This is a genomic window from Paenibacillus sp. MT86, assembly GCF_058792535.1.
The window spans coordinates 4,781,590-4,807,233 of the sequence record NZ_CM179499.1; the positions used below are offsets into that span (position 1 = coordinate 4,781,590).

Here is a 25,644-nt window from a genome sequence, read left to right on the forward strand (position 1 = left end):
AAGCTTCCCTCCCTGTTTGAACCCGAAAGCTCATGATATGCGTTCTTCACATGAGTATTCGGGACAAACCCGGGTTAGAACAAGCTATTCCCCTTCTGTATCGCCTTGTCCTGGGTCGTTTGCTTCGGCTTCGTTATCGGCGGTTCCTTCCGTCTCTTTGTCGCCGGTTTCTTCCCCGTTCGCATTTTCGTTGCCAGCGGAGGAGGTTTCATCGGTACTGCTGCTCCCCGTTATCAGCTCTTGAGCCGATTTCAGCGTTAATTGCACGATCCGCTGGCCATTCTCTTTGGCTTCCAATTGCGATGCAACGAAACCCTCGCCCTGAACGTTCACCTTTACTTTCATCAAGGTGAGCACCTCCATGGCGTCCCTAAGCGATTCTCCCTCTAAATTCGGGATTTTCATCGATGGGCTGTCCTCTGTAAGAAGATAGATGCGCTGTCCAACGCTGATGGTCGCATTTGCGGGCGGATACTGCTCCTTCACGGTGCTTCCATTGCCCAATGTCTCAAACGCAACTCCGTCCTTCAGCAGCTTGGCCTTTACATCGCTGAGCTTCATTCCCGTAAAGTCCGGTGCTTTAAGGGAATCCTTCGGCGCCGTTCCCGTATTCGATTTTTCTTTGTCCTGAGTTTCAGTCGATTTGGGAACGCCCCAATAATTCAATGACTTGGAGACGATTTCTTTGAAAATCGGTGCCGCCAGCGCACCGCCGCCCTTCTCGACGTTCGGTTCGTCGATGATAACCAGCACGGCAATCTTCGGGTTTTCGACGGGTGCGTACCCGATGAACGAAACCACCTGTTTCGAACGGTCTTTATATCCGCCGCCGGATTTAATGGCGGTACCGGTTTTGCCCGCAACGCGGTAGCCGTCGATATACGCAAGCTTGCCTGTGCCGTTTAATTGGTCGGCTACGACTTGCTCAAGGTAAGTGCCCGTTTCTCTTGCGGCTTCGGGAGATATGACCTGGCGCACGACTTTCGGCTCGATTTTCTGAACCTCGCCCGTGTTGGGGTCCTCGATCTCCTTCACCATATGCGGCTCCATGAGCTTGCCGCCGTTGGCAACGGCGGAAATGGCCGCAATCTGTTGTATAGGCGTTACGGATACGGCGTAACCGTAGGTCATGGTTGAAATATCGGAATCATAGGTCATGTTCAAGGTACCGAGAATTTCCCCCGGCAGGTCAATATTCGTTTTCTCGGTAAAACCGAATTCCCGAATATAATTGGTAAACCGCTCCTTGCCGAGCATCTCGTATCCGAGTTTAACAAAAGCAACGTTACTCGACTTTTTCACGCCGTCCAGGTAGGTGATCGGGCCCCACCCTACGCTGTTAATGTCCCGGTGGGTTCTTCCCCCCGCTCTGATGGATCCGGATTGATAGATATCACCCGGGTTAAACAGCTTTTCCTGCACTGCGCTGGCCAGGGTTACAATTTTGAAGGTCGATCCCGGCTCATAGATGGACCGCACGGCATGGTTGATAAAATTCTTTTGATTCCACTTCGAATATGTATTGGGATCAAAAGTCGGCATGTTGGCCATCCCCAGTATTTCCATCGTGTTCGGATCCGCCGCGATCACCGTCATGCTGATTGGTTTATATTGGTTATACGTGTCGCGCATCGCTTCCTCGATATAATACTGGATTGTATCGTCGGTCGTCAGTACTAAATTTTTCCCATTTATTGCAGGCTGGTATAAATCATCCTCGCTAGGCAGCTTGACTCCCTTCTTGTCGCTCTTGTAAGAAGCGAATCCGTCGGTCCCCTTCAGCATCTCGTCATAAAACTGCTCAATGCCTCCGATCCCCTGTCCTTGACGATCGGTATAACCCAGCATATGCGCTGCCAATGTCTCTTTGGGATAGAAGCGTTTCTGCTCGCGTTGAAAGCCGATGCCCGAATCGGGGACTTTGCCTGCGGCCTTCAATTTATCATTCAAGCTTTGGCTGAACGCTTTAACCTCTTCCATCTTCTCTTGGCTGATCTTCCATCCTTCGTTGCGGACTTCCACGCCCTTGAGGTATTCCCCGTCCTTGCCTTTGGCTTGAACCATTTCGCGAAGCTTATCCTCATCCTTGCCGAGGGTTTCGTGCAGCCCTTTAACGACCTCATCCTCCAGGCCGTTAGCCTGGATGACCGCAGGGTTTACTATGACCGTGAAGGCGGGGGCGTCCATGGCCAGGATGTCGCCGTCCCGGTCCATGATCGTACCGCGGGATGCCGGCAAGTCCTGGGTTCTGGACCATTTCGCTAAGGCTTGTTCCTTCCAGAAGTCGTTATCGATCACCTGCAGCCAAAATACCCGACCAATCAATAAAGCAAAAAAGAGGGTTATACATCCCCCTATTAGCACGGTACGCAGTTTGATTTTTTTAATCATCGGTCAAAACCTCACACTTCAATCATTTTGTCCCGAGTCTGAATCCTGTGTCCCGGTTGCTCCCGAGACAGGTGATAGATGGATCATGTTATCGTCCTCAATCGGCACATAACCGAGCTCTTTCGCCTTGTCCAATACCTGCATCTCCAGCGTCTGCTTCTCTACCTGAAGTTGACTGATGTTTCGTTTAGCTTTAAGTATCTCATTCTCCGTCGCCTGGATCTGCCGGTTCAAGTCATAGGAATGAACATGACTCATGCCGATGACGCCCATGACGGCAACCACGAACACCACGGACAACAAATACAGCAGCTTTTCTTTTTGCGGAAGCTGGGAACGACGTTTAACGACTTTGGTCTTCTCGAGATAAGCGGACTGCTGCGTTTCCTTCTGTCTCTCCTGTACGGCTAAATTGCCGCGCGTGTAAGCCATGGCTGATTCTCCTTCTTCAGGGATTTAATGTTTCTACAGTTTCTCCGCAATCCGCAGCTTCGCCGAACGCGCCCTTGGATTACTCTCAATTTCTTCCGCCGACGGGATAAGCGGTTTACGGTTTACCAGCTTCAGATCGCCTTGGCCGCCTCCGCATACGCACATCGGAAAGTCTGGAGGGCACGTGCACTTCGGAATGTAACTGTTAAAAATCTGCTTGCATATCCGGTCTTCGAGCGAGTGGAAGGTAATCACCGAGACCCTTCCTCCCGGCGCAAGACATCTTACGGCTTGATGAAGCGCATCCTCGAAAGCGCCCAGCTCATCGTTTACCGCGATGCGAAATGCTTGAAAGCTTCGCTTCGCCGGGTGGCCGCCCGTTCTTCGAGCCGCGGCCGGTATCCCTTCCTTAATCATTTCGACAAGCTCTCCGGTTGTCTGAATAGGACTCTGTGCCCTTCTTTCAACGATGACCTTGGCAATCCGCCTTGAAAACTTCTCTTCGCCGTATTGGTACAATATCCGCGCGATTTCCTGTTCCGGCCATTCGTTTACAATCTTGGCTGCTGTAAGCTCGGCGGATTGATCCATCCGCATATCCAGCGGGGCATCATGATTGTAGCTAAACCCTCTCTCCCCTTCATCAAATTGCGGAGAAGATACGCCCAAATCGAACAGTATACCGTCAACTTGCGGCTGCCCGTTCTCGCCAGCCCCCACTTCGCGTCGGAGCACCTCCTCCAAATCGCGAAAATTGGTCTTAACGAGGGTGATCCGGTCCGCATAAGGCTTCATGGCCTCCCGGGCGTTATTCAATGCCCAGTCGTCCTGATCCAAAGCGATCAACCGGCCTTCCGAACTTAGTTGGGAAGCAATGAGCGAGCTGTGCCCCGCCCCCCCGAGCGTACAGTCAACATATATACCGTCTGGTTTGATGCGCAGCCCTTCTGTCGCTTCTTGCTTAAGCACTGTGATGTGATGGAACAAAGCTGCAGCCCTCCATTGTGTCTCTTACATGATTTTTAGTGTAACTTCATTTCGATTACGGGATTTTCCTAGCTGGTCATAAGTCAAAATCAAAGTCTACCAGCTTCTCAGCAATGTCGTTGAACGCTTCCTCCGACTGCTGATAGTAATTCTGCCATTGCTCCTTGCTCCAGATCTCCACGCGGCTCGATACGCCGATGACGACGCATTCCTTCTCGAGCTTGGCGAACTCGCGCAAATTGCCCGGCAAATTTACCCTTCCCTGTTTATCCCATTCACATTCCGTCGCTCCGGAGAAAAAAAACCGGGTGAATGCGCGTGCATCCGACTTCATGAGCGGTAGGGATTTGAGCTTCTGCTCCATGATGGCCCATTCATCTTTGGGGTATACAAAGAGGCAATTGTCCAATCCGCGGGTTACGATAAACGAGGTGCCCAGGAGGTCGCGAAATTTAGCGGGGATGATGATTCTCCCCTTATCGTCGATGCTATGCTGAAACTCCCCCATAAACATCAGGCATTCCACTCCTTAACCCCGATTCCCCACTTTGCACCACTTTCCACCACTTTAGGATAATAGATTCGGCGTCAAGAATCAAATCCCTTCTGAGCTGCATTTGTTTTTTTGGAACTTTCTCTCAGAACAACCGCGCAAAAAACCTCCTTTCATCCCGTCGGGGGATGGAAAGGAGGTCTGCAAATGATCTGAAGCTGCTGCGGTTTAATGCTGGGCCCAGCTGTCCAAGTAGGATTTCTGCTCAGCGCTCAGGCTGTCGATATGGATACCTAGACTTTCCAGTTTATATAATGCAACCTGTTGATCCAGCTCGTACGGAACATTCACGACGCGGTTGCCGATGCTCTGGTACTGATCATTCACGTGTTTGAGCGACAAGGCCTGAAGCGCAAACGTCATATCCATGATTTCTGCCGGATGTCCGTCTCCTGCCGCCAGATTCACCAAACGGCCTTCTGCAAGCAAATAGATCTTACGGCCGTCCTTCAAATGGTATTCTTCGATATTGCGGCGAACCGTCCGAACCGATTGGGATCGCTCCGACAGATCCGGTTTGTTGACTTCCACATCGAAGTGCCCGGCATTGGACAAAATGGCGCCATCCTTCATGACATCAAAGTCTTCTCCGCTAATGACGTCGCGGTTGCCCGTGACGGTTACGAAAAAGTCTCCCCGTTTAGCCGCTTCGCGCATCGGCATAACGTGGAAGCCGTCCATGTAAGCCTCGACCGCCTTGATCGGATCAATCTCGGTCACGATGACGTTGGCGCCGAGACCCTTGGCGCGCATCGCCACGCCTTTGCCGCACCAGCCGTAGCCGACGACAACGACCGTTTTGCCTGCAACCACCAGGTTGGTCGTTCGGTTAATTCCGTCCCAGACCGATTGCCCCGTACCGTAACGGTTATCGAATAAGTATTTGCAGTACGCGTCATTCACGGCAACCATCGGGAAATTCAGAGCGCCCTCTTTCTCCAGCGATTTCAGGCGCAGAATGCCCGTCGTTGTCTCTTCGGCGCCGCCTCGCACTCCTTCTAGCAGATCCGTGCGCTCGGAGTGAAGGATCGTTACGAGATCTCCGCCATCGTCGATGATCAGATCCGGTCTCGTTTCCAGCGTCGAGATGAGGTGCTGCTTGTATTCCTCCGGATCCGGGTTGTACTTGGCAAACACCGTGATTCCGTCTTCCACCAACGCCGCGCATACATCATCCTGCGTAGACAGCGGATTGCTGCCGGTAATCGTCACTTCGGCTCCGCCGGCTTGGATGACCTTCGCCAGATACGCGGTCTTCGCTTCCAGATGCAGCGAGATGGCCACTTTCAAGCCTTTGAACGGTTGTTCTTTCTCGAATTGTTCGCGTACCCGGTTCAATACCGGCATGTGCGCCTGCACCCAATCAATTTTGAGATGACCTTCCGGCGCCAGTTTCAGGTCGGCAATATTGCTGGTTTGTATTGATGATGAGCTCATTTAACAGCCTCCTAGGATCTGATGTTTGAATTCCTGATCATTATACGTAAACGACGCGGTGCATGCCCGAAGCATCGTATGGGATTTCCATCAGGCGATCCACCAGATTCAATCCGTAACGATTCATGTATTCCAGTATGTTGTATACCCGCTCCTGAGGCTTCCCTTCCGGGAGCAGCGTCTGCTCGATGCGCTTCCACTGCGCCAAGGCGGCCTCATGCTGCTGTTCCAGGGCATTCCGGGATTTACTTAACAGGTAATCCATTTGCTCCAATATTTTATCCTTATTGGTTAGACCTAATTTTAACAGTCCGCTCTGCATTTTGCCAAGATCTTCTATTAAAGGTTGATATAATGCTTCGAATTGTTTCCGGGTTTCGCTGAAGCGTTCCTCCAGATTCAGTTCGTCCTTGCTTGCCAGCCAAGCCTCGCGCTTCTCGGACAAGCGAAGCTGAACATCCTCGAAGGACAATCCGTATTTCTCCATCAGCTTGTGGACGGCGCCGTCCACAATGGAGAAAGACATTCTCGGTATGATTAGCGGCATCTGCAAGCCCATATCGGCAAATGCATAGCGCGTAATCGCCCAGTAAGAGATTTCGCCAGGACCGAGTATCGTCCCAAGCACGGGGAGCAGCGAGTCCTGCATGATCGGCCGGGTCAGCACGTTATTGCTGAAGCGCTCAGGAAACTGATGCAAATCCCGAAGCAATTCTTCCTCCGTGAGAGAAACGATGCCCTTGCGGTCGGAGAACACGCCTCCTTCCCGGTACAGCAGCAGGCGTCTGCCTTCATGCAAGTAGAACAGATTGGCACCGTTCTCGGATACGTCGGCCTGGACCTCGTAGCCCAGTCCGGCGATATCCCTTGCAGCCTGCTGGTACGAAAGTCCTAGTGTCTCGTTGCGGGTAATCAGCGATTCGAATATGGGCACTTCCAGCGCTCGAAGTCCCGGGTCTGCGGAATCCAGGAGGATCAGTCCATATTTGCCGAACATGCAGCCGATGAGTTTAGCGAATGCCTCGCTTAATCCGGCCGATCCGTCAAACGATTGAGACGCAAGCTTCAGCAGGTCTGCCTTGTATTCGCTGTCCGCCAGCTGCGTCTGAAGCTCTACCAGCATCATCGACCAGTCCTCTTCAGGAACATCGGTATAACTCACCGATGTCCTGAGCCCGTCCTTGGCATCCAGCTTGATTTTGGACAGCTGCTGATCCGGAGTCAGGAAATACGTGTGATTGACTTCATCCCAGTCATGGTCCTCTCCGGCGATCCAAAATACAGGAACAACGGGACGATTCAAGCGTTCCTCCGCTTCGCGGGCAGCCTGAATCACGGTAATGGCTTTATATATGACAAGCAGGGGGCCGGTAAACAAACCGCTTTGCTGTCCACCAACCATGGTAACAGTTCCGGGCTGTTCCAGCAGTTGAAGTGATTTATGTACGGCGGGGTGATCATTGTGTTTCTGGTTATACGTCCGAAGACATGCTGCCAGCGACTTGCGCTGAATTCGTTTGTCTTCCGAAAGATCCAGCCATTGTACCCGCTCGGCATAGCCGTGCTCGCCGCGGTGATCTTCACCGTAGAACCCGCTTACCCGGTCGAAATGGTGAATATAATCATGGGCGAGACGCGAAGCGAGGGATAATGGTTCCGGAACGATATTCATGAGGTATGCCTCCTATTCTACGTCGCAACCAAATCTAGATTGTGCATGCAGGTAAATTTGTTTCTTTATTTTTTGCCTTTCTTGATTGTACCGAATGTTGGCATTGTGCGTCAAAGGAAAAGAATAGCCGCCGGCACGATGCCAGCGGCTATTCTTGATGCAGCTTCCTATTAGCAGGTATGGATGACTTAAGCGTAGGCTTTGGCAACCCAGTGTCCTTTGGACACTTCGACCAGCTCCGAATCCTTTACGTCCAGCTGAACCGTTCCGTCTTCGCCTTTGGCTGCCGAAATCGGCCCCTGCGAATCGTCTTCCAGCTTGAGGCGCTTTTTGTTTGCCTCAATTTCAGGATCCGGAATCGGAATCGCGGACAGCAGGGTTTTCGTGTACGGATGGATCGGGTTCGCATACAGTTCCTCGCTGTCTGCCAACTCCACCATTTTGCCCAAATACATCACCGCTACCCGGTCGCTGATATGCTTAACCATGGACAGGTCATGCGCAATGAAGAGATAAGTCAAACCAAGCCGATCCTGCAGATCTTTCAACAAATTGACAACCTGCGCCTGAATCGAAACGTCAAGCGCGGAGATCGGCTCGTCACAAATGATGAATTTAGGGTTTACCGCAAGGGCGCGGGCAATCCCGATCCGTTGACGCTGACCGCCCGAGAATTCGTGAGGGTAACGCGTCGCGTGGTCGCTGTTCAAGCCGACCATATCCAGCAGCTCCTCAATCCGCTTCTTGCGTTCGGCGCGGCTGCCTGCCATTCCGTGAATATCCAAGGCTTCGCCGATAATGTCCGACACCGTGAATCTTGGATTCAGCGAGGCATACGGATCCTGGAAAATCATCTGCATATCACGGCGCATCGCTTTCATCTTGCCAAGGGACAGCTTGTAAATGTCCGTTCCGTTAAAATTAACGCTCCCGGCCGTAGGTTCATAGAGGCGAAGAATCGTCCGTCCTGCGGTTGACTTGCCGCAGCCGGACTCACCCACCATACCAAGCGTTTCGCCTTCGCGAATGAAGAAATTCAGGTCGTCAACCGCCTTAAGCACTTGACCTTTGCCAACGTTGAAATACTTCTTCAGGCCTTTTACCTCAATCAAATGGTTATCCTTCATGAGCCCTGCGCCTCCTTCGCCATCGGGTGCAGATTCCAGCAGCGCGCGATGTGCGTATCGCTGAATTCCGTTGCGCCCGGGTCGACCCGTTCGCAAATTCGCATAGCCTCATCACAGCGAGCGGCAAACGGGCAGCCCACCGGCGGCTTAATGAGATCGGGAGGCGTACCGATGATCGGAATCAGCGGCTCGTCCTTCTTCTGATCCAGGCGCGGCATGGAACGAAGCAAGCCTTTGGTATAAGGATGCTGCGGATTTTTGAAAATCTCCCATTTCGTTCCCGTTTCCACCACTTCGCCCGCATACATGACGATCACGCGGTCGCACATGCCGGCAACAACGCCGAGATCATGGGTGATCAGAATGATGGATGTGCCCAAACGCTCCTGCATCTCCTTCATCACGTCCATAATCTGCGCCTGAATGGTAACGTCAAGGGCAGTCGTCGGCTCATCCGCGATCAGCAGGGTCGGCTTACACGCAAGGGCGATCGCGATCATCGCGCGCTGGCGCATACCGCCGGAGAATTCATGCGGATACTGGTTGAAGCGCTCTTCCGCGTTTTTGATGCCCACCAGCTTCAGCATTTCGATGGCATGTTTCTTGGCTTCCGAGAATGACATCCCTTGGTGCTTGACCAGCACTTCCGTGATTTGTTTTCCTATTTTAATCGTTGGATTGAGCGAAGTCATCGGATCCTGGAAGATCATCCCGATATCCTTGCCGCGAATCGCTTCCATCTGTTTGTTCGTTTTTTTGAGAAGGTCTTGTCCTTGGAAAATGACCTCTCCTTTTTTTATTTCCGAGGGCGGGGACGGAATCAATCGCATAATGGTCTGGGCGGTAACACTTTTACCGCTTCCGGACTCACCGACGATGGCAACCGTCTCCCCCTTGCCGACTTCAAAATTCATGCCGCGGACTGCCTTTACTTCACCGCCGCGAACACGAAACGATACGTTGAGGTCCTTCACCTGCAAGATCGGTTCCATACCTTCCCACCTCCTATTTTTTCAATTTCGGATCCAGCGCGTCACGCAATCCATCACCGAAAATGTTAAATGCCAACATCGTCAAGCTGATAAATAGAGCAGGGAACAACATCCGCCATGGATAATACATCCATCCGGACAAGGCATCATTAATCATGGAGCCCCATGATGCAACCGGTGCTTGAACGCCAAGACCAAGGAAACTCAGGAAAGCCTCGGCAAAGATTGCGCTTGGAACCGACAAGGTCAAGGTAACGATGATCGGACCCATTGCATTCGGAATCAAATGCCGGAACAGCAGGCGCGCAGTCCCCGCACCCATCGAGCGTGAAGCGAGCACATACTCTCTGCTCTTCAGCTGCATGATCTCGCCCCGCACGATCCAGGACATGTTAATCCACCCCGTGATGGTTAAGGCGAGTATGATCGTGCCTAAACTTGGCTCGAATACAACCAATAGCAAGATCGTAACGAGCAGGTACGGAATGGAATACAAAATTTCCGCAAACTTATTCATGAACTCATCGACGCGCCCACCGAAATAACCCATGATGCCGCCATATATTACGCCAATCATCAAGTCAATCGCAGCTGCTGCAAGACCAACGGTCAAGGATATCCGAGCTCCCATCCAGGTACGAACAAAAACGTCGCGGCCCAGATCGTCGGTTCCAAACCAATGTTCTGATGAAGGCGGCATATTCGTATTCATCAAATCATTCGTTTCATAATCATATTTAGAGATCATCGGGCCGATGATGGCCATGATGACAATCAGGATCATAATAATCAAGCCTGTCATTGCCAGCTTGTTCTTGCGCAATCTCTCCCAGGAATCTCTCCAGGAAGACAAGCTTTCACGCTGTATTACCTCGGATTGCTTCTCATCAGGACCAATCTTCTGAAAATCTTCAGGCTTCAAGTTTAGTGCCGCAGGATGAGGCATACGCTGTTCTTTCTCCATGTCTACCTCTCCTTCCCGCCGGTCAATTTAATGCGTGGATCCACAAATACATACACGATGTCCGTGACAAAACGAGCCAGCATCAGCAGGATGCCGTAGAAAATCGTAATTCCCATGATAACTGTATAATCACGGTTCGTGATACTTTCAACAAACTGCTTGCCTATGCCGCCGATACCGAAAATCTGTTCAATGACGACCGAACCCGTGATAATGTTCGCTGTCATTGGACCGACATAAGTCACGACCGGCAAAATACCGTTACGGATAACATGACGGAACATAATCGCAAACCAGTTAAGGCCCTTGGCCTTCGCCGTCTTGATATAATCCGAATGCAAAACTTCCAGCATGCTGGATCTTGTCAAACGAGCGATAAATGCAATCGGTTGTGCAGACAGCGCCATGACCGGAAGCACGTAGTCCAGCGGTCCCTCAAAGCCCATGACGTTGAATATGCCTGCTTTCTCCGCGAGAACGAATTGCAACAAGGACGCGAGCACAAAACTCGGTACCGCGATGCCCAGAACCGAGATAATCATGGCGATGTTGTCAATCAGCTTGCGGTGATACAAGGCTGCAAGCATCCCCAACAGAACGCCCACAATGACGGATACCACAATCGCGATAAGACCCAAACGTAGTGACGGGCCAAACGTGTCTACAATAATATCTGTTACGGATTGTCCCTGTTTCTTCATGGACAAGCCAAAGTCACCCTGGATGATATTGCCCAAGTATTTCGTATACTGCTGAAATACCGGTTTATCCAAATCATACTGCTCCATCAGCCTCGCCAGAATTTCAGGCGATGGCTTTTTCTCTCCCATAAACGGATCGCCCGGTATGGCTTTCATAAGAAAAAAAGTGGCTGAGATCAGTATGAACAACGATACAAGCATATAAAAAAACTTACTCGCCACATACCTCAGCATTTCGCTAGCCTCCTGATCTGTTCTTCTAAACCAAGCCGTCTCTATAATTGTATAATTCCAGGACGGATTGGGCATCCCTTAACTTTCCCCAACGGACACAAGATTTGGAAACCTTGCGCTCATATAAAAAATCGGGATATATATGAGGTTTAGAATGCCCCACATATATATCCCGAAACGTAACCTTTGATAATGGTTTACAAAAGACTACTCGATATATGCGCGTGTGAAATCAATGTCACCTTTATAATCCAGATGCAAGTTCTTCACCCATGGTTTAACCAGGGACACACTGGAGTAGTAGTAAATCGGCATGACCACTTGGTTGTCTTCAACGAGAATTTTCTCAGCTTGGGACATCAGCTCCATGCGCTTGGCATTATCGCTTGTCGCATAGGCATCCTTCACAAGTTTGTCGTATTCTTCGTTTTTGAAACCAGTGTCATTGTTACCGCCGTTGGATGTCCACATATCGATATAAGTCATCGGGTCGTTGTAGTCCGCCCCCCAGCCGGAACGTGCCACTTGATAGTTCAAGTCATCACGATTCTTAAGGAATACGCCCCACTCTTGGTTTTGAACCTTCACAGTAACGCCAAGGTTGTTCTTCCACATATCGGCAATGGCAAGCGCAATTTTCTTGTGGTTGTCATCGGAGTTGTGGATCAGAGTAACCTCAGGCATTGTGGTATAGCCTTTTTCCTTCATACCTTGCTCGAGCAGTTTCTTGGCTTCTTCAAGATTTTCTTGGAAGTAAGTATCCGGCACCTCGTTACGGTACTCATCGGACTCACCCTTGATGCCTGGAGGAACAAAGCCGTAAGCAGGCAATTGTCCGCCTTGCGTAATTTTCTCTACGATCGCTTTACGGTCAATCGCCATAGAAAATGCTTTACGGATGTTCACATTGTCGAATGGTTCTTCCGTTGTGTTAAAGATATAGAAATACGTCGATGAAATCCCTTTGATCATCAGTTCATCGCCCAGTTCCTTTTTGATCGCCGTCAGTTGATCCGTCGGGATGTTGCCTGTTGGATGACCTGCATAATCCAATTCATCATTACGGTAGCTTGAAAGTTCAGTTGCAGAGCTGTTGACGATGCTCATTTGGACTTTTTCAAGTTTGATGGAGTCCTTGTCCCAATATTGGTCATTCTTAACAAGCTCGATCTTTTGACCTTTTGTCATTTGTGAAACTTTGAACGGACCATTGCCGATCAAAGTATCCGGTTTGGTCGCCCAAGAAGCATTACCTTCCACGGAGCTGTGAACCGGGAAGTACGTTTGGAAAGACATCAAGCTGAGGAAGTATGGCGTTGGGTTCTCCAGCGTAACTTCCAGCGTGTAATCATCGGTAGCTTTTACGCCCACTTCATTGGCGTCTTTGATCTCTCCAAGATTGTAAGCTTCAGCGTTCTTGATATAGTACAGCTGATACGCGTACGGTGATGCAGGAGTAAAGTTTGGATCAAGTACGCGTTTCCATGCGTATTCAAAGTCCTTGGCCGTTACAGGATCGCCGTTGCTCCATTTGGCATCTTGACGAAGGGTGAAGACATATTTCAGTCCATCTTCCGAAATATCCCATTTTTCAGCCACGCCCGGCTCTTCAGTGCCTTCTGCACCTTTACGAACCAGACCTTCGAACACAGCATTGATTACCGTATTCGATGTATTGTCTTGAGACAATCCCGGATCCAATGTTGGAGGGTCGGAAGCAAGGTTCATGCGAAAGACTTGCTCTTTCGGTTTGTTACCCGCTTCCCCATTGTTGGCACTTTGATCATTCTTGTTAGCTCCACATGCTGCCAGCACTGAACTGAAGGCAAGAATCAGCGTCATGAGAAGCAGTAGTTTCTTTTGTTTCTTCATCTTGCGGTATCCCCCTCATAGATTTTAGGTATATGCTTATCGATTATACAACCAGTGGTCAAAAAAATCCAGAAATCAATAAATTGAAAAATCTGCCTGATCCAATGATCAAACAGATTTTTCATATAATACTAGTTATTAGATTGTACTTACATCATCTTAATTATGTAGGAGAGTAGACCAAAAAATGTAAAAACTATGTAACCAAAACTCATTGTCACAAAGCCGAGCCTCCACACGGCCCGCATCAGCCTTTTTCCGTTTACCTTGCCCTTCCAGCGGTTTTGCGCACTCCCGATCAGCCCCGCCGCGATAAGCAGCATCAGAAGTATCAGATAAAATCCGAATTTGGACTGGAACGTATTATTAAACAAGGCGGAAACCGAGAACAGCATAAAAAAGGTGGTGATATCCATGGCCAGCTCCAGCGCTTGTTTTCGATTCTTATTTCTTTGGAGCACTATGATATACACGATCAGAAACGGAATGAACGGAAAAAGACTCAATGTGTTAAACAGCCCCTGTAAAAATCCCATACTATGCCCCCCTATAGATTCATCCCCTCGATGAGCTGCGTGATCAGCTCGTGTTTTGGCACTGAAACGCCATATTTGTGACCAAGCTCGACAATACTTCCGTTAATCCAGGCAACTTCCGTCGTTCGGCCGTCCATCACGTCCTTTAGCATGGAGGACGTGTTACCCGAAGTGGATTGGCAGACGCTTACAATCCATTCCCACAGCTTGTTTCCATACGGAATTCCTGCAGCTTCATATACAAGGATTCCTTCATGATACAGCTGCTTCATAAGCCCGACCCGTTCAGGGGAGGATAACAGCGCTCCGTTAGGAATCCGCCACAATGCAGTCAAAGGGTTAATGACCGCGTTCATCAGCAGTTTACGATAGATCATCTCATCCATCTCATTCGACAATAAAGCTTCAAATCCTGCTCTATTCAGCTCTTTAACCAGCTCAATTTCATGATCTTCGCGGGATGTTGCCCCTATAAAGCTTGCAGCAAGCATCATTTTGCCGATTGTTGTCGTTCCGTGGCCGGCGTGCAGAACCGAGGAACTGCTTGTACGCTTGGCCCCTTCCGTGGTAATCGCCGCATAGAGCTTCCACATAGGCAGCAGCTCCCGAAGCCGTTCCAAATGGCCTGTACCGTTCTGAAAACATATGAGATTGCGGCGATGGTGTCCGAATGGTGCCAGCACTTCCCTAGCCATCTCTTCGATCCCTTGCTGCTTCAACATGAGAAAGAGATAATCCGCATCCGCTGCCGCTCCCGACTCGGCAAAGGCATCCCATGCACGGACCGAAAAAGCATTGGGGGCAACGGTCTGAGGCTTCCCCTCCATCTCCTCGATCGTGATGCCGGATGCCCGGAGTTTGCTCGCCTGCTCCTCGCTGCGGCACCATACCGTGACGCCGCAGCCTGAAGCCGCAAGTTTGCCGGCATACAACAGGCCCAAAGAGCCGGCCCCGATGATATGTATATTCATGATCATCCCCCATTACTGTCTTTAAACATGATGTGCTAGTCTTAGTATATATCAGAATAATCTTCAATACGCACAAATAACCCGCCAAAGCGCATGAAATGCACTAGTGCGGGTTACGGCGGATCAGGATAACCTTTACCTATTCGATTCGTTCCAGATTACCGTTGGCATCCATTTTGAAGCGGGTCTTCAGTTCCTCGTCCTCTTCATTCAAAAAAGCCAGCCTCCGTGCCCGATCCATAATCTGAATCAGTGCCTTATAATCGTCATTGACCACATGGTAATCGGTTTTCACTTCGCTTACTTCCTTCAACAACCGTTGATTCTCGCTGCGGAGCCTTGCAAGCTCATCCTCTTTTTCACGCAAATTCTTCTCAAGCAGTTTGTACTGGCGTGAACTTTCCTGCAGCCCGCCCTTCCACTGACGAAGGAAACGGATCACCGCATCGATGGACAGCGTCTCTTCGCTTGCGCCATCATGTTTATAAACATCGTGCTCCATTTCCGGAGCTGCCAATCCTGCAACTTGTGGTCCGCTGGCGGAAGGCTGTTTTTTATAATAACTTCTCTTTTGACGCTGAGATTTCGCCAAGCTGATAGCATCCTCATATTTCTTGCGAACACAGCTGTTCCAACGAAATCCGCAAGCCGCCGATGTCCGGCCTATTCTTTCTCCGACTTCCTCAAAGGCAGCCAATTGGGTGCTGCCCTCACGAATATGACGCAGGGTTACCTCCGCCAGTATTAGGTCGTCCTCTGCGCTCCATGCATCCTGTCTCACTGCTGACATACCATAAAACCCTCCTAACGACATCCTAAAATAACCGTCTTCAATACCGTAAATCGGCTGCTGAATAGGGTATAAAAACTGCTTAGTTCATTTCTATGCCTCTCATAGAGTTCATAGAATCTATTTGATACTAAAATGTATTTCCATTTTGATTACAGATCATACTCTTACGGAGGGAAAAGGGGCGTTTCACCCAAATTGTTCCCGAATTCAATGTCCTGCTTCTGGTTAATAATAAAAAATAAAGGGTTTTCTTGAGTTAGGCGTTTACACGTTTTTCCCATAACGCTATAATGTTCATAGCAGCATTATGTGCGTACATACGAGAGGAGGATATAATCGTGGCACGGATGTTTCGAGTCCTTGGCTTTTTCACCCTGACCATCGGGTTGATGGCCTTTGCCGGAGATCATATTGAAATGGCACTGCTTTTCTTCCTGCAGACCGCATTTTTCGTGATCCTGGGATATTTGAAATTCACGGAGAGAACCTATATTCTTCTCTTCTGGGCTTATATGATCGTGACCTTCACAGGCTTTAGCTACTGGACGGTCTTCATTATGGGCAAACCACTCTAATATGTAAACCATGCAAGCGATAAACGAGATCCGCCGGCGGTCAACCTGGACAACCTGAGGCTGCGCTTGTGGATTTTCCTTGCGATTAGAGAACAAGTACTTAAAAGAGCGATCAGGTGCTTTAGCTGCCGGATCGCTTTTTTAGTGCCTAAAGGTTGATAATTGAGTCGTACGCGTCATATATTGGTTAAAATGAAGGGACAGACCATGGTTGGTATCCTTTCGACTAACAACCATGCAAGGAGGACTCCCGTTTGAAAGTACGAGTAAAATACCCACTCCTCCCGGTCTTGCTGTGTTTAACCCTGTTCTTCTGCTTCATCGGCGCTCCCGCTGCGGTTTATTCCCAGCAGGATGTCAGCCCCGTCATGCCTGACTCGGAAGAGGCGCGCAAGCTTCTGGAGGACAGCCTCTCCATCGTGGAAATCGATCATGAAATCGAACGGATAACCAAACGCATGGAGGAATTGCAGACTCTTCAGAATGAGCTGCAAACCCAAATCCAGGATATGGGCTTGCGCATTGAAGACCGGCGAGCTCGGGCGGCCGCCGTCCTTCGGTCATATTACATGGGTGAGCGGGATAACTTATTTTTCATGCTGCTGTCTGCAAAAGACTTAGCCGGCTTTTTCCGCGTCATGGACTTTTACGATATTATTATTCAGAACGACCGGGATACGCTTACCGTGTATAACAATCAGTACCGCTCCCTTGCTTCCGCTCAGGCTGAAGCAGCACGGAATGCGTCCCAGCTCGCCGAAGTAAAGGACAGCCTGGTGAAGCAGCGCGAACGGGTGCTTGCGCTTGAGCAGCAGGTAGATGGAGCACTCACAGCCAGCGGCAATCCGGATGCCATGAAGAGGCTGATCGAGGAGTTTACCCTCTATTGGGAGAATGTAGGGCTGTACGAGGTGAAGCGTCATTTCCAGGCCCTGGCTAGCGCCATGGAAAATCTGCCGTCGTTCGTCCAAGGCAGCAAGAACATACTGAAGACCAACGGCAAGGTATACACCATCGACATCCATGAAGATGATCTCAACACGTTTTTAAGATCCGAAGACGAAATCTTTAATAGCTTTGCGTTTCATTTTGACGATGGAAAAGTAATAGCTTCCGGCGAAAGCGGAAATTTGTCGCTGCTGATTGAAGGGAAATACACCGTCATTAACGAACCGGAGAATGCCATTATGTTTGAAGTCGACAAACTTGTGTTCAACCGGCTGGAATTGCCCGACACAACGCGCAGAGCGCTGCAGGAAGAATTCGACATGAACTTTTATCCCAAGCAGCTGGTTTCTTTCTTGAAAGCGACGGAGGTCGCAAGCGACGATCAACGATTAGTGGTCAAAATGGAGCTGGATCTATAGAAAAAGCTGCCCGCGAGGGCAATGTCATTAAGATAAGCTCAAAGGCAAGATTGGAAATACGATGGATTCTGAAACGGCATGGGGAAGCGCCCTGTGCCGTTTGTTTTCTCATGGAGACAAGTGAAAATGCGTACAGCAAACTAAGCGGACGATATACCCGCTTTAAAAATGTTCATTGGGGCCGGTTTATGCTACTCTATAAACGAAGCTAACAGCTGATTTGTAGCGGATTTTGCGCGTATTCTGCTGTCCTGGGCGGATGGGTCGAATCGGCAAAATATTCTTACCTATCAGCGCTTCTACATTAGGCGGGGGTTCATCGTCCCGCGAGCGCAGGAAATGTCTACAAACGTGAACGGCAACCGTGAAGTTGACTTGGTATTGGTGCTGTTTATCTTTTCGGGAAATGATTACGTGCGAGGTAATCATTTCGGCGAAATTGTACATGATTAATCTTGCGAAAATCTCCTGAGCGATGGACTCTTGTCTTTTTGCGTGAAAACTCGTAAGACCTACGGTGTATTTTAATGCCCGGAATGAGGTTTCAATACCCCATCGCATGCTGTAAATGGACTTGATTTCGACGGGTGAGAACTCGTCTGCAGATAGATTGGTAATGACGGTTTCATAAGCGCCAGTAGGCAGGAGGAAACGAACAACCCGAAAGGAAATCGGGTAAAACAAGTTCTTCTGCAAATCCACAAATTCAAATGAGGAATGGGAAGGGACGAACTTGTACATTTCAGGATGAGCCTTGACCTCTTTGGTTTGTTTTTTGGTGAGTATCACTTGAGCGTCAAGATCAAATTCTCCGCTAGTGGGCAAACGCAAGCCTGAAAGAATACCATTGGAGTTCAAATCCTTTACGCGTATGACGTAGTTCCACCCTTTACGTTCAATATGCGCAAAATTGTTGTAGCTCTCATAGCCGCGATCGGCAATAACAATGACTTTTCCTTGGATGGGGGAGCGGTCCACCATATCGGCCAGTGCCCTGCCCTCATTCCACAACCTACGGGGCTGAACAATGGCATCCACGTAAAGTCTGTTGCACAAGTCATAGGCTGCGTTCAAATGCAGAAGGTTAAAGCCTTTCGTGTTCGGTTGACTTTGAAAATATGTATCCGTGTCGGCAGGGTTCGTTGCGATATGCAAATCCGAACCGTCAATGGCAAGCAATCGATATCCTCGGTAGTACTTGATATCCGTATACGATTGCGTAAATTTGTGAAATAAGGATTCCACAGCAGTTGGCAGGATTTTATTCCTCTGCTGGACAAAGGCAGACGTGGTCACGGTGTGTACGTTATAGCCCTGAGATTCCAAGAGTTCCTTATAAATGCTATTGCCGCCCATGGAGATCAGGAGCTGCATGACCGTTTCAAAGGGCAGCTTTTTCTTTCGGGTAAAATCCTTTTCAGGGTTTTTGACATAAGGTGCTGGATCGGCTGACATCTCTCGTATGAGGGATGTCAGTGTTTGTTTTAGCGCGTTCGCGTACTCATTCATTGGCAAAACCTCCTCGTTTTTCAAGGGGCTTCGCCACACATTTCTAACGACTTGTCAAGTCTTTTTATGCCATATACAAAAAAAAGAGCGTGGCTATCTTTTCGATAACCTGCTCTTTTCTTGATGTTTGGTCCTGAGCCTTAACTAAATGACATTGCCCCGAAGGGATCTATCCTTTTAATAATGAGGTGATATGATTCTTCATGAACTGATAGCTGCCCTGATCATCCTTTTTCGCATAGAAACGAAGCCCGTCCAGCGCACGAAATAGCTGATAGCACAGCAGCCTTTCTTCAAAATAAGGAATCCTCTCGCCCTGCTGCTCCATCGCTTCCTGCAGCCGCTTGGGAAATCCCAGCATCGGATACCACATATGAATAACGGAGACGTCCATCATGAAATCGCCGAACATGGCCATCTCCCAATCCACGATACCGGTTACGTGTTCGTTCTCTCCAAGCATGTTGCCCAAATGGAAATCACCATGGACAAGATAGCGCTCCGATGGCGAATAGCGAACAAGTTCGATCATCGTTTGGTAGATCTCTTCGAAAAATGCTTTTTCCAGAAAACTGTGCTCATACAGGCTCTGCCATCCATGGTAGAAACCTTCTTGCTCCGCATCGAATACAGACGTCAGGTAGTCCAGCCATGAATGATGAGCAGCCTTGCCTTCGGGAGTAATCCACCCGAACCCCTCATGGGACTCCCCGATCGGGATCTGAAGGATCCGCATGAATTGCTGGACGATGTCGGGAACCAGCCCTCTAATCTGTGCCGGCTCAAGAGCGCTTATCGGCGTACCGGGTACTTTATCCGATATCGAGTAATGGATATTCCCCACGCTTCCGATCTTATGGATTCGAGGAATGGGCAAGGATTGATCACCGTACATACTGTAGATTTTGTTTACTTTATGAAGGCTGTCCCCGTTATCTTTAAAATGAATGACATAATCGGCATCGCCTTTACGATAACTGAATACCTTGCTTAATTCTCCCATCTCGATGGGGGTGACATTCAGCACCGCTTCTCCTTCAATCTGCCGGAGATGGCTTACCGCCTTATCCAAAGTCATCTCCGGCTTGAATGTCTTCATAACCCTTGCCCCTCCTTCATCTCCGTATTCAGGTTTTTGGACGCATTCCATCTTTGATATAACAGAGGAAACAACTCATACAGATTACATGAGATACTTGATGCGGATATATGGATGGCAGAACCCGTCATGCCTTTATTCAAACTCATGAGCTTCCTTTTCCAGGCGGGATGCCTGGACATCAAAAGTTCAGGATCATATACATCGATCCCTATAAACTTCTCATTCTTAATCTGATAGATGTGAATGTTCTTGATTTCGCTCCACGCGACGGCTCCGGCGCTCGCATAGGAGGATTTATCAACGATTCCCTCCCGATGGATCAAGAGCGCCGGCTCCGATTGAACAAGTTGACGATGGAAAACACCAGTCCCATGCCAAAAAACAACGCGCAAATGATTCCAATTATTACGATAAAGACGTTGTCCGAGGTTAACCCTCCGTACACTAACCCGCTGCCTACCAACACAAATGCCAGAGAACCCACCAGCATTTTGGTTACCTTGGGATAAATCTTGATTTCTTCTTGTTCCTGCATTACTTGCACTCCCTGTTTCTATTCACAATATCTTGATGATATTATCCGATCGTTATGAATCATAGCTAACCTCGAATTCTTTGACGAATACAGCCGTACCGGAAATATAGACGTCCATGGTCTCTTCAAAGCGATTCACTTGAACATCGACTCTACCGTCTTTCCCCATTTCCTTGCCTTGTTCAACGATAAATCGTGCGGAGGGCGCCTCGGGATTCAAATAGGTTAAATAGTAAGCTCCCATTACGCCTGACGCGGTTCCTGTTACCGGATCCTCGACGGTGCCTGAGTACGGTGAAGAGAAATGTCTGGCATGCATAAACGAAGACTCGTCGATCGTTTCTAGGCAAAAAGGGTGCAGAGAAGCTTTCGGATTGTCCGTTAATATATCCGGGAACATGGCATTATGAGGCACCATCCGCCCAAACGGCTCCAGCCCCTTAATCGGTACCAGCAATGTCCATATTCCCGTGCTTCCATATACGATCGGCATTGCGAAATCCAAATCCTCGCGTTGCAGACCCATGGATGCTGCCAGGCGTTCAACATCTCCCTCAAAGGGCAGGAATTGAGGATGATCCTGCTTCATCTTCATGATTAGCTTTCCCTGAGCATTCTGAAATCCGATCGGCAAATTGCCCACTCTTGTCTCAATCCACACGGTTTCTTTGTCAGGGAGCAGCCCCTTGGTCTTCAAGGCATACATCGAAGCCATGGTGGCATGGCCGCACAAATTCATCTCATGTCCGGGCGTAAAATATCTTAATCGGACATCTGCTCGCTCCGATTTTACTATGAAGGTCGTTTCATTGAACCCTACGCTATGGGCGATGGCCTGCATCTCCTTGTCTGTCAGCTCGTCTGCGTTCAAGACCACGCCGGCAGGATTACCCATATTAGGCTGTAAGGAGAATGCATCATAATGAAGTACGTTTATGGATTTCATGTCCTTAGATTCCTTCTTTCCAATAATGACTTAAACGGAGAACAAAATTTGAGAAGATTTTACCATTGGACATGGATTAAATCCAGACCAAATTTACAATCAGCAGCCTTCACCCGCCAAACTTCGTTTCGCCAGTCCCTGCTGTTCGACGAGGTGCAAGCCAAAAAACGGTCTATGTGACCGTTTTTTTGTCAGCCGCTTTAAAAAACGAGCTTAAAGAAGCGATATTCGTCATTTTTTGATACGCACGGGTTCAATTTGGCGCTCGACGGTTCATTTCGTACGCCGACCTGAATATATATCTGGCATATTCTTTGGAATGGATTATACGCGGGGGTGATGTATTGATCGCTATCAGCCTATGCATGATCGTAAAAAATGAGGAACATCATTTGAACCGCTGTCTGTCCCGGATTGCAGACATCGTGGATGAGATCGTCGTTGTGGATACAGGCTCCACCGATCGCACGAAAGAAATCGCCCGATCCTTTCAGGCGGCCGTTTATGATTTTGAATGGATCGACGATTTTTCGGCTGCGCGAAACTTTGCTTTTAGCAAGGCCACCCAGGACTATATCCTGTGGCTCGATGCCGACGACGTGCTGCTTGAAGAAGACCGGCTGAAACTAATAGCGCTTAAAGAAAACCTTGCGCCCGACATCGATTCCGTGACCATGCTCTATCATTTGAGCTCGGACGAATTCGGCAATGTCACCTTCCGTCTGCGGCGCAACCGTCTTGTCAAACGGAGCAGGGCCTTTCGATGGATCGGGCCCGTCCACGAATATTTGGAAGTCTACGGTCATGTTATGAATAGCGATATTGCCATTACCCATCTCAGCTCGAATCATGATCCGGACACCGGCCGGAATCTCAGAATCTATGTGCAGCGCGAGGCAGCCGGCGAATCGTTCACCCCGCGGGATCTGTTCTATTATGCGAATGAACTAAAGGATCACCGTCTTTTCGAGAAAGCGATCGATTATTACGAACGATTCTTACATACGGAAAAAGGCTGGATCGAGGATGTTCTCTCGGCCTGCAGCAGGCTGTCCGATTGCCATCACGAGCTCGGAAACGGGCAAGCCGCATTTGAATCCTCTCTCCGATCCCTGCAGTATGCGCCGCCGCGGTCCGAATTCTGCTGCCGCATCGGTTACCATTTTCTCGAGAAAAACCAATATGATACGGCCATCTACTGGTATAAGCTGGCTACCGAGCTTGAGCTGCCTCCGGATTACATGGGATTTCATAACCCCTCCTTCTCCACATGGCTTCCCCATCTGCAATTGGCCGTTTGTTACGACCGAATCGGAGCTTATGCGATTGCCAATCAGCATAATGAGAAGGCGCTTGCCTACCGACCGGGCGATGAGACCATGCTGGCGAACCAAGAATATTTTCGAAACAAGCTGCAGGAGCTTCAGCGTGACGATGAGAGGCAGAGCTCATGACGACCCAGGGGCGCAGACGCGTTTTGATCGGCAGTCCTGTACGGCAGAAACCGGAGATTCTGGACCATTTCCTAACCTCATTGCTGCGGCTGGAGCAAAATTCCTTGGAGCTTTGCTACTTCTTTATCGATGACAACAACGATGAATTATCCAGCGCCAGATTGAGCCGATTTATGAAAGAAGTTAACCGGGTGGTTATCCACAGCGCCCATACGCCTGATGATCACGAATATATCCGCGACGAGACAACCCATTATTGGAACGATCGATTGATTTGGAAGGTAGCCGATTATAAGAACAAGATCATTCAATATGCGCTTGACTTACGGTTTGACTATCTGTTTCTGGTCGATTCGGATTTGCTGCTGGCACCGCAGACCCTGATTCACCTCATCGCCACCGACAAAGAGATCATTTCGGAAATCTTCTGGACCCGTTGGCAGCCGGACTCACGCCCCCATCCCCAGGTGTGGCTCAAGGATGAATATACCCAATACGAACAACAGGCGGGCGAAACGTTGGACGAAGCCCAAAAGGAACATCGCTATCAACAATTCGTGAGCCGGTTAGCGGAGGCCGGCGTGTATGAAGTCGGCGGACTCGGAGCTTGCACTTTAATCAGCCGCCGGGCTCTTGTGCGCGGGGTTAACTATAAACCCATCTACAATTTGTCCTTCTGGGGAGAGGATCGGCATTTCAGCATTCGGGCGGCTGCGCTGGGGTTCACCTTGTATGTAGATACGCACTACCCGGCTTACCATATCTACCGTGAAAGCGATCTTCACCATGCCGGACTGTTCCTGAAGGCAACGGATAAGACTACATCCATCCCCGAGGTTACTCGAAGCTGCCTCGAGGAACGAGAAGAGGGCTGTCTCAGCCCCATTGATGCGAATCGCCGCACGGCCCGCCCATCGCTCACCCTGACGATGGTTCTGAAGAATGAAGGCCAACGCTATCTGCGGCAAGCGCTTGAACGGCATCGGGACTACATTGACCAAGCCGTTATTATCGATGATGCAAGTACGGATAACACGCTGGATGTATGTATGGAAGTTTTGAAGGGAATTCCGCTGCGTCTGATCAGCAACGAGGCATCCCTGTTTCACAACGAGGTTGAGCTGAGAAAGCAACAATGGCGCGAAACCTTGAATGTTCATCCCGAATGGATTCTGAATTTGGATGCGGACGAATGGTTTGAGTCTTCCTTTACGGCTGAGCTTCCTTCCATGCTGAAGCAAAACGAGTTCGATTTGTACTGCTTTCGGCTCTATGATTTTTGGAACGAAACCCATTACCGGGACGATGAATTCTGGAGCTCGCATAGAACCTATCGCCCTTTTCTTCTGCGTTACCGTCCCGAAATGAAGTATTGCTGGAAAGAGACGCCTCAGCACTGTGGACGGTTCCCGGCGAATGTATTCGATCTTCCCCACCATCTTTCAGCCATTCGCCTTAAGCATTACGGGTGGGCCAAACCGGAATACAGGCTGGAGAAGCTCAGGCGTTATCGTCAGCTTGATCCTGAAGCAGAGTTCGGCTCGAAAGAACAATACGACTCCATTCTGGAGGAATCGCCTACGCTTGTTGAATGGATGGAATAACGAATAACCATAAGAGGAAGCGATGGAATTGAAGATCATTCATACCTTGCCCTTATTCATTCGGGAGAGCTCGCGCGAGAATGATTTACACATGGCCAGCCTGGCGTTAAGCAGTCTGCGGCGCTCCCGGGAGCATAGGACGGTTCTGTTTAATCAAGGATGCCTTACGAATGAAGAGCTGCAAGAATGGCTGCAAACGTTAGGCCTGTCCGGTGTTATTCTCGGGAACGGAGCGAATATCGGCATCGCTGCCGCCAGGCAAGCGTGTTTTGAATTCATATGGGGGCACTTCCCAGAAGCGGGGTACATCTCCGAAATTCATGTCGACATGCTCTTTCCTCCGGATTGGCACGAACCTCTTCTTCGTTATCTGGAATGTAACGACGAGCCTATGGTATCGCCCGGCATCGTTACTTCAACCGGAGAACTGCAGCCCTTGGGTGAGTTCATTGTTCTTCCGAAAACACCGGGTGAGCTCAGCGAAACGCTCCAGCGGCTGTCAAGAGAAGGGATTGCGGATGGATTCGTGCATCCGGTCGTTCACCGTGCGGAAGCCCTTCGCCATATTGGAGGTTATGATACTCGATTCTTATCCGGCAAGCAGGGCTATGAGGATGACAGTCTGCTTCTGGGCATGCGGTATTATATGGGAACGCGCACGGCATGGAAGCCGAAATGCTGCCTGGCCTCCTGGGTATACCACGCAACCATGGCCCAACGCATGTCGATGCCGGACAAATACACCGAATTTTCCATGAACGAGGCTGGCCTGTTTCATCAATACGGGGCGTACGGATTGAGAGAACTGGCTGAGATTCACAACGGCTCCGGTGAGTTCCACCGGCTGTTTCGCAAGTACACGCCAGAACACAAAGGGGTGACCGAATGAT

At 49.6% G+C, this 25,644-nt stretch carries 24 protein-coding genes; 5 read left to right on the top strand and 19 right to left on the bottom strand.

From position 1 onward, the window contains the following. Positions 1–84 precede the first annotated feature (84 nt). From AC3RCL_RS21410 to AC3RCL_RS21475, 14 genes are all read right to left on the bottom strand, one after another. Positions 85–2,391, bottom strand: a complete 2,307-nt coding sequence (locus AC3RCL_RS21410; RefSeq protein WP_492531818.1) for a penicillin-binding transpeptidase domain-containing protein — start codon at positions 2,389–2,391, stop codon at positions 85–87. A gap of 18 nt (positions 2,392–2,409) precedes the next feature. After that, positions 2,410–2,823: a cell division protein FtsL gene (locus AC3RCL_RS21415; RefSeq protein ID WP_192569216.1), complete on the bottom strand. Its 414-nt coding sequence runs from the start codon at positions 2,821–2,823 to the stop codon at positions 2,410–2,412. 33 nt (positions 2,824–2,856) lie between these two features. After that, the gene (gene rsmH, locus AC3RCL_RS21420) at positions 2,857–3,810 is read right to left on the bottom strand and encodes a 16S rRNA (cytosine(1402)-N(4))-methyltransferase RsmH (protein ID WP_036666015.1); all 954 of its coding nucleotides are present in this window, start codon (positions 3,808–3,810) and stop codon (positions 2,857–2,859) included. A gap of 76 nt (positions 3,811–3,886) precedes the next feature. Beyond that, entirely contained in the window at positions 3,887–4,324 is a 438-nt protein-coding gene (mraZ, locus tag AC3RCL_RS21425) for a division/cell wall cluster transcriptional repressor MraZ (RefSeq protein ID WP_009590832.1), read from the bottom strand. 207 nt (positions 4,325–4,531) lie between these two features. Continuing rightward, positions 4,532–5,800, bottom strand: coding sequence for an adenosylhomocysteinase (locus tag AC3RCL_RS21430; protein WP_492531821.1), 1,269 nt, complete (start codon positions 5,798–5,800; stop codon positions 4,532–4,534). Between the two features lie 40 nt (positions 5,801–5,840). Continuing rightward, positions 5,841–7,472 (bottom strand): bacillithiol biosynthesis cysteine-adding enzyme BshC, encoded by a 1,632-nt coding sequence (gene bshC, locus AC3RCL_RS21435; RefSeq protein ID WP_492531823.1) that lies wholly within the window; start codon positions 7,470–7,472, stop codon positions 5,841–5,843. Positions 7,473–7,660: 188 nt separating this feature from the next. Next, entirely contained in the window at positions 7,661–8,599 is a 939-nt protein-coding gene (locus AC3RCL_RS21440) for an ABC transporter ATP-binding protein (protein WP_492531826.1), read from the bottom strand. After that, a complete protein-coding gene (locus AC3RCL_RS21445; protein ID WP_009590828.1) occupies positions 8,596–9,591 on the bottom strand; it encodes an ABC transporter ATP-binding protein in 996 nt (331 codons plus the stop codon). Before AC3RCL_RS21445 ends, AC3RCL_RS21440 begins: the two co-directional genes overlap by 4 nt. Before the next feature lie 13 nt (positions 9,592–9,604). Then, positions 9,605–10,555 carry an ABC transporter permease gene (locus AC3RCL_RS21450; protein WP_009590830.1) on the bottom strand — a complete coding sequence of 317 codons (951 nt, stop codon included), beginning with the start codon at positions 10,553–10,555 and terminating at the stop codon, positions 9,605–9,607. Positions 10,556–10,557: 2 nt separating this feature from the next. Continuing rightward, positions 10,558–11,490, bottom strand: coding sequence for an ABC transporter permease (locus AC3RCL_RS21455; RefSeq protein ID WP_009590847.1), 933 nt, complete (start codon positions 11,488–11,490; stop codon positions 10,558–10,560). A 207-nt stretch (positions 11,491–11,697) separates the two neighbouring features. Continuing rightward, entirely contained in the window at positions 11,698–13,362 is a 1,665-nt protein-coding gene (locus tag AC3RCL_RS21460; protein WP_015734226.1) for a peptide ABC transporter substrate-binding protein, read from the bottom strand. A 149-nt stretch (positions 13,363–13,511) separates the two neighbouring features. Next, entirely contained in the window at positions 13,512–13,898 is a 387-nt protein-coding gene (locus AC3RCL_RS21465) for a DUF3397 domain-containing protein (protein ID WP_492531829.1), read from the bottom strand. A gap of 11 nt (positions 13,899–13,909) precedes the next feature. Then, positions 13,910–14,869, bottom strand: coding sequence for a ketopantoate reductase family protein (locus AC3RCL_RS21470; protein ID WP_492531831.1), 960 nt, complete (start codon positions 14,867–14,869; stop codon positions 13,910–13,912). Between the two features lie 139 nt (positions 14,870–15,008). Continuing rightward, positions 15,009–15,659, bottom strand: coding sequence for an RsfA family transcriptional regulator (locus AC3RCL_RS21475; protein ID WP_009590829.1), 651 nt, complete (start codon positions 15,657–15,659; stop codon positions 15,009–15,011). Positions 15,660–16,000: 341 nt separating this feature from the next. On the opposite strand from AC3RCL_RS21475, the gene AC3RCL_RS21480 reads away from it, so the two are divergent. Together AC3RCL_RS21480 and AC3RCL_RS21485 are read left to right on the top strand one after the other, a co-directional pair. Continuing rightward, a complete protein-coding gene (locus AC3RCL_RS21480) occupies positions 16,001–16,237 on the top strand; it encodes a DUF2626 domain-containing protein (RefSeq protein WP_006209059.1) in 237 nt (78 codons plus the stop codon). 254 nt (positions 16,238–16,491) lie between these two features. Further along, positions 16,492–17,604, top strand: a complete 1,113-nt coding sequence (locus AC3RCL_RS21485) for a coiled-coil domain-containing protein (RefSeq protein WP_096773063.1) — start codon at positions 16,492–16,494, stop codon at positions 17,602–17,604. Positions 17,605–17,790: 186 nt separating this feature from the next. Here the strand turns inward: AC3RCL_RS21485 and AC3RCL_RS21490 are convergent, their stop codons facing one another. The 5 genes from AC3RCL_RS21490 to AC3RCL_RS21510 all read right to left on the bottom strand — a co-directional run bounded on the left by AC3RCL_RS21490 (position 17,791) and on the right by AC3RCL_RS21510 (position 21,696). Then, positions 17,791–19,113, bottom strand: a complete 1,323-nt coding sequence (locus tag AC3RCL_RS21490; protein ID WP_492531316.1) for an IS4 family transposase — start codon at positions 19,111–19,113, stop codon at positions 17,791–17,793. A 169-nt stretch (positions 19,114–19,282) separates the two neighbouring features. Next, the gene (locus AC3RCL_RS21495) at positions 19,283–20,212 is read right to left on the bottom strand and encodes a phosphotransferase family protein (RefSeq protein ID WP_492531834.1); all 930 of its coding nucleotides are present in this window, start codon (positions 20,210–20,212) and stop codon (positions 19,283–19,285) included. Further along, positions 20,209–20,607: an STM3941 family protein gene (locus AC3RCL_RS21500; protein ID WP_492531836.1), complete on the bottom strand. Its 399-nt coding sequence runs from the start codon at positions 20,605–20,607 to the stop codon at positions 20,209–20,211. Before AC3RCL_RS21500 ends, AC3RCL_RS21495 begins: the two co-directional genes overlap by 4 nt. Further along, positions 20,535–20,750, bottom strand: a complete 216-nt coding sequence (locus tag AC3RCL_RS21505; protein WP_492536513.1) for a hypothetical protein — start codon at positions 20,748–20,750, stop codon at positions 20,535–20,537. Before AC3RCL_RS21505 ends, AC3RCL_RS21500 begins: the two co-directional genes overlap by 73 nt. A gap of 52 nt (positions 20,751–20,802) precedes the next feature. Next, complete coding sequence (locus AC3RCL_RS21510) at positions 20,803–21,696, bottom strand: PhzF family phenazine biosynthesis isomerase (RefSeq protein ID WP_492531838.1); 894 nt, start codon at positions 21,694–21,696, stop codon at positions 20,803–20,805. A 344-nt stretch (positions 21,697–22,040) separates the two neighbouring features. On the opposite strand from AC3RCL_RS21510, the gene AC3RCL_RS21515 reads away from it, so the two are divergent. Genes AC3RCL_RS21515 through AC3RCL_RS21525 form a run of 3 tightly spaced genes read left to right on the top strand, consistent with a single transcriptional unit; the run spans position 22,041 to position 25,643 of the window. Then, positions 22,041–23,150 carry a glycosyltransferase gene (locus tag AC3RCL_RS21515; protein ID WP_492531840.1) on the top strand — a complete coding sequence of 370 codons (1,110 nt, stop codon included), beginning with the start codon at positions 22,041–22,043 and terminating at the stop codon, positions 23,148–23,150. Further along, on the top strand, positions 23,147–24,754 hold the full coding sequence (locus tag AC3RCL_RS21520) for a glycosyltransferase (RefSeq protein ID WP_192571197.1): 1,608 nt from the start codon (positions 23,147–23,149) through the stop codon (positions 24,752–24,754). The genes AC3RCL_RS21515 and AC3RCL_RS21520 overlap by 4 nt, the downstream gene beginning before the upstream one ends. Positions 24,755–24,776: 22 nt before the next feature. After that, a complete protein-coding gene (locus tag AC3RCL_RS21525; protein ID WP_492531843.1) occupies positions 24,777–25,643 on the top strand; it encodes a glycosyltransferase family 2 protein in 867 nt (288 codons plus the stop codon). The last annotated feature ends 1 nt before the right edge of the window (position 25,644 follow it).

Coding starts and splice junctions, on each gene's coding strand:
- AC3RCL_RS21505 (WP_492536513.1), bottom strand. CDS start 20,750: ATGCAGGAACAAGAAGAAATCAAGATTTATCCCAAGGTAACCAAAATG.
- bshC (WP_492531823.1), bottom strand. CDS start 7,472: ATGAATATCGTTCCGGAACCATTATCCCTCGCTTCGCGTCTCGCCCAT.
- AC3RCL_RS21470 (WP_492531831.1), bottom strand. CDS start 14,869: ATGAATATACATATCATCGGGGCCGGCTCTTTGGGCCTGTTGTATGCC.
- AC3RCL_RS21440 (WP_492531826.1), bottom strand. CDS start 8,599: ATGAAGGATAACCATTTGATTGAGGTAAAAGGCCTGAAGAAGTATTTC.
- AC3RCL_RS21465 (WP_492531829.1), bottom strand. CDS start 13,898: ATGGGATTTTTACAGGGGCTGTTTAACACATTGAGTCTTTTTCCGTTC.
- AC3RCL_RS21410 (WP_492531818.1), bottom strand. CDS start 2,391: ATGATTAAAAAAATCAAACTGCGTACCGTGCTAATAGGGGGATGTATA.
- AC3RCL_RS21520 (WP_192571197.1), top strand. CDS start 23,147: ATGACGACCCAGGGGCGCAGACGCGTTTTGATCGGCAGTCCTGTACGG.
- AC3RCL_RS21490 (WP_492531316.1), bottom strand. CDS start 19,113: ATGAATGAGTACGCGAACGCGCTAAAACAAACACTGACATCCCTCATA.
- AC3RCL_RS21445 (WP_009590828.1), bottom strand. CDS start 9,591: ATGGAACCGATCTTGCAGGTGAAGGACCTCAACGTATCGTTTCGTGTT.
- AC3RCL_RS21510 (WP_492531838.1), bottom strand. CDS start 21,696: ATGAAATCCATAAACGTACTTCATTATGATGCATTCTCCTTACAGCCT.
- AC3RCL_RS21455 (WP_009590847.1), bottom strand. CDS start 11,490: ATGCTGAGGTATGTGGCGAGTAAGTTTTTTTATATGCTTGTATCGTTG.
- AC3RCL_RS21415 (WP_192569216.1), bottom strand. CDS start 2,823: ATGGCTTACACGCGCGGCAATTTAGCCGTACAGGAGAGACAGAAGGAA.
- AC3RCL_RS21430 (WP_492531821.1), bottom strand. CDS start 5,800: ATGAGCTCATCATCAATACAAACCAGCAATATTGCCGACCTGAAACTG.
- AC3RCL_RS21450 (WP_009590830.1), bottom strand. CDS start 10,555: ATGGAGAAAGAACAGCGTATGCCTCATCCTGCGGCACTAAACTTGAAG.
- mraZ (WP_009590832.1), bottom strand. CDS start 4,324: ATGTTTATGGGGGAGTTTCAGCATAGCATCGACGATAAGGGGAGAATC.
- AC3RCL_RS21460 (WP_015734226.1), bottom strand. CDS start 13,362: ATGAAGAAACAAAAGAAACTACTGCTTCTCATGACGCTGATTCTTGCC.
- AC3RCL_RS21475 (WP_009590829.1), bottom strand. CDS start 15,659: ATGTCAGCAGTGAGACAGGATGCATGGAGCGCAGAGGACGACCTAATA.
- AC3RCL_RS21525 (WP_492531843.1), top strand. CDS start 24,777: ATGGAATTGAAGATCATTCATACCTTGCCCTTATTCATTCGGGAGAGC.
- AC3RCL_RS21495 (WP_492531834.1), bottom strand. CDS start 20,212: ATGAAGACATTCAAGCCGGAGATGACTTTGGATAAGGCGGTAAGCCAT.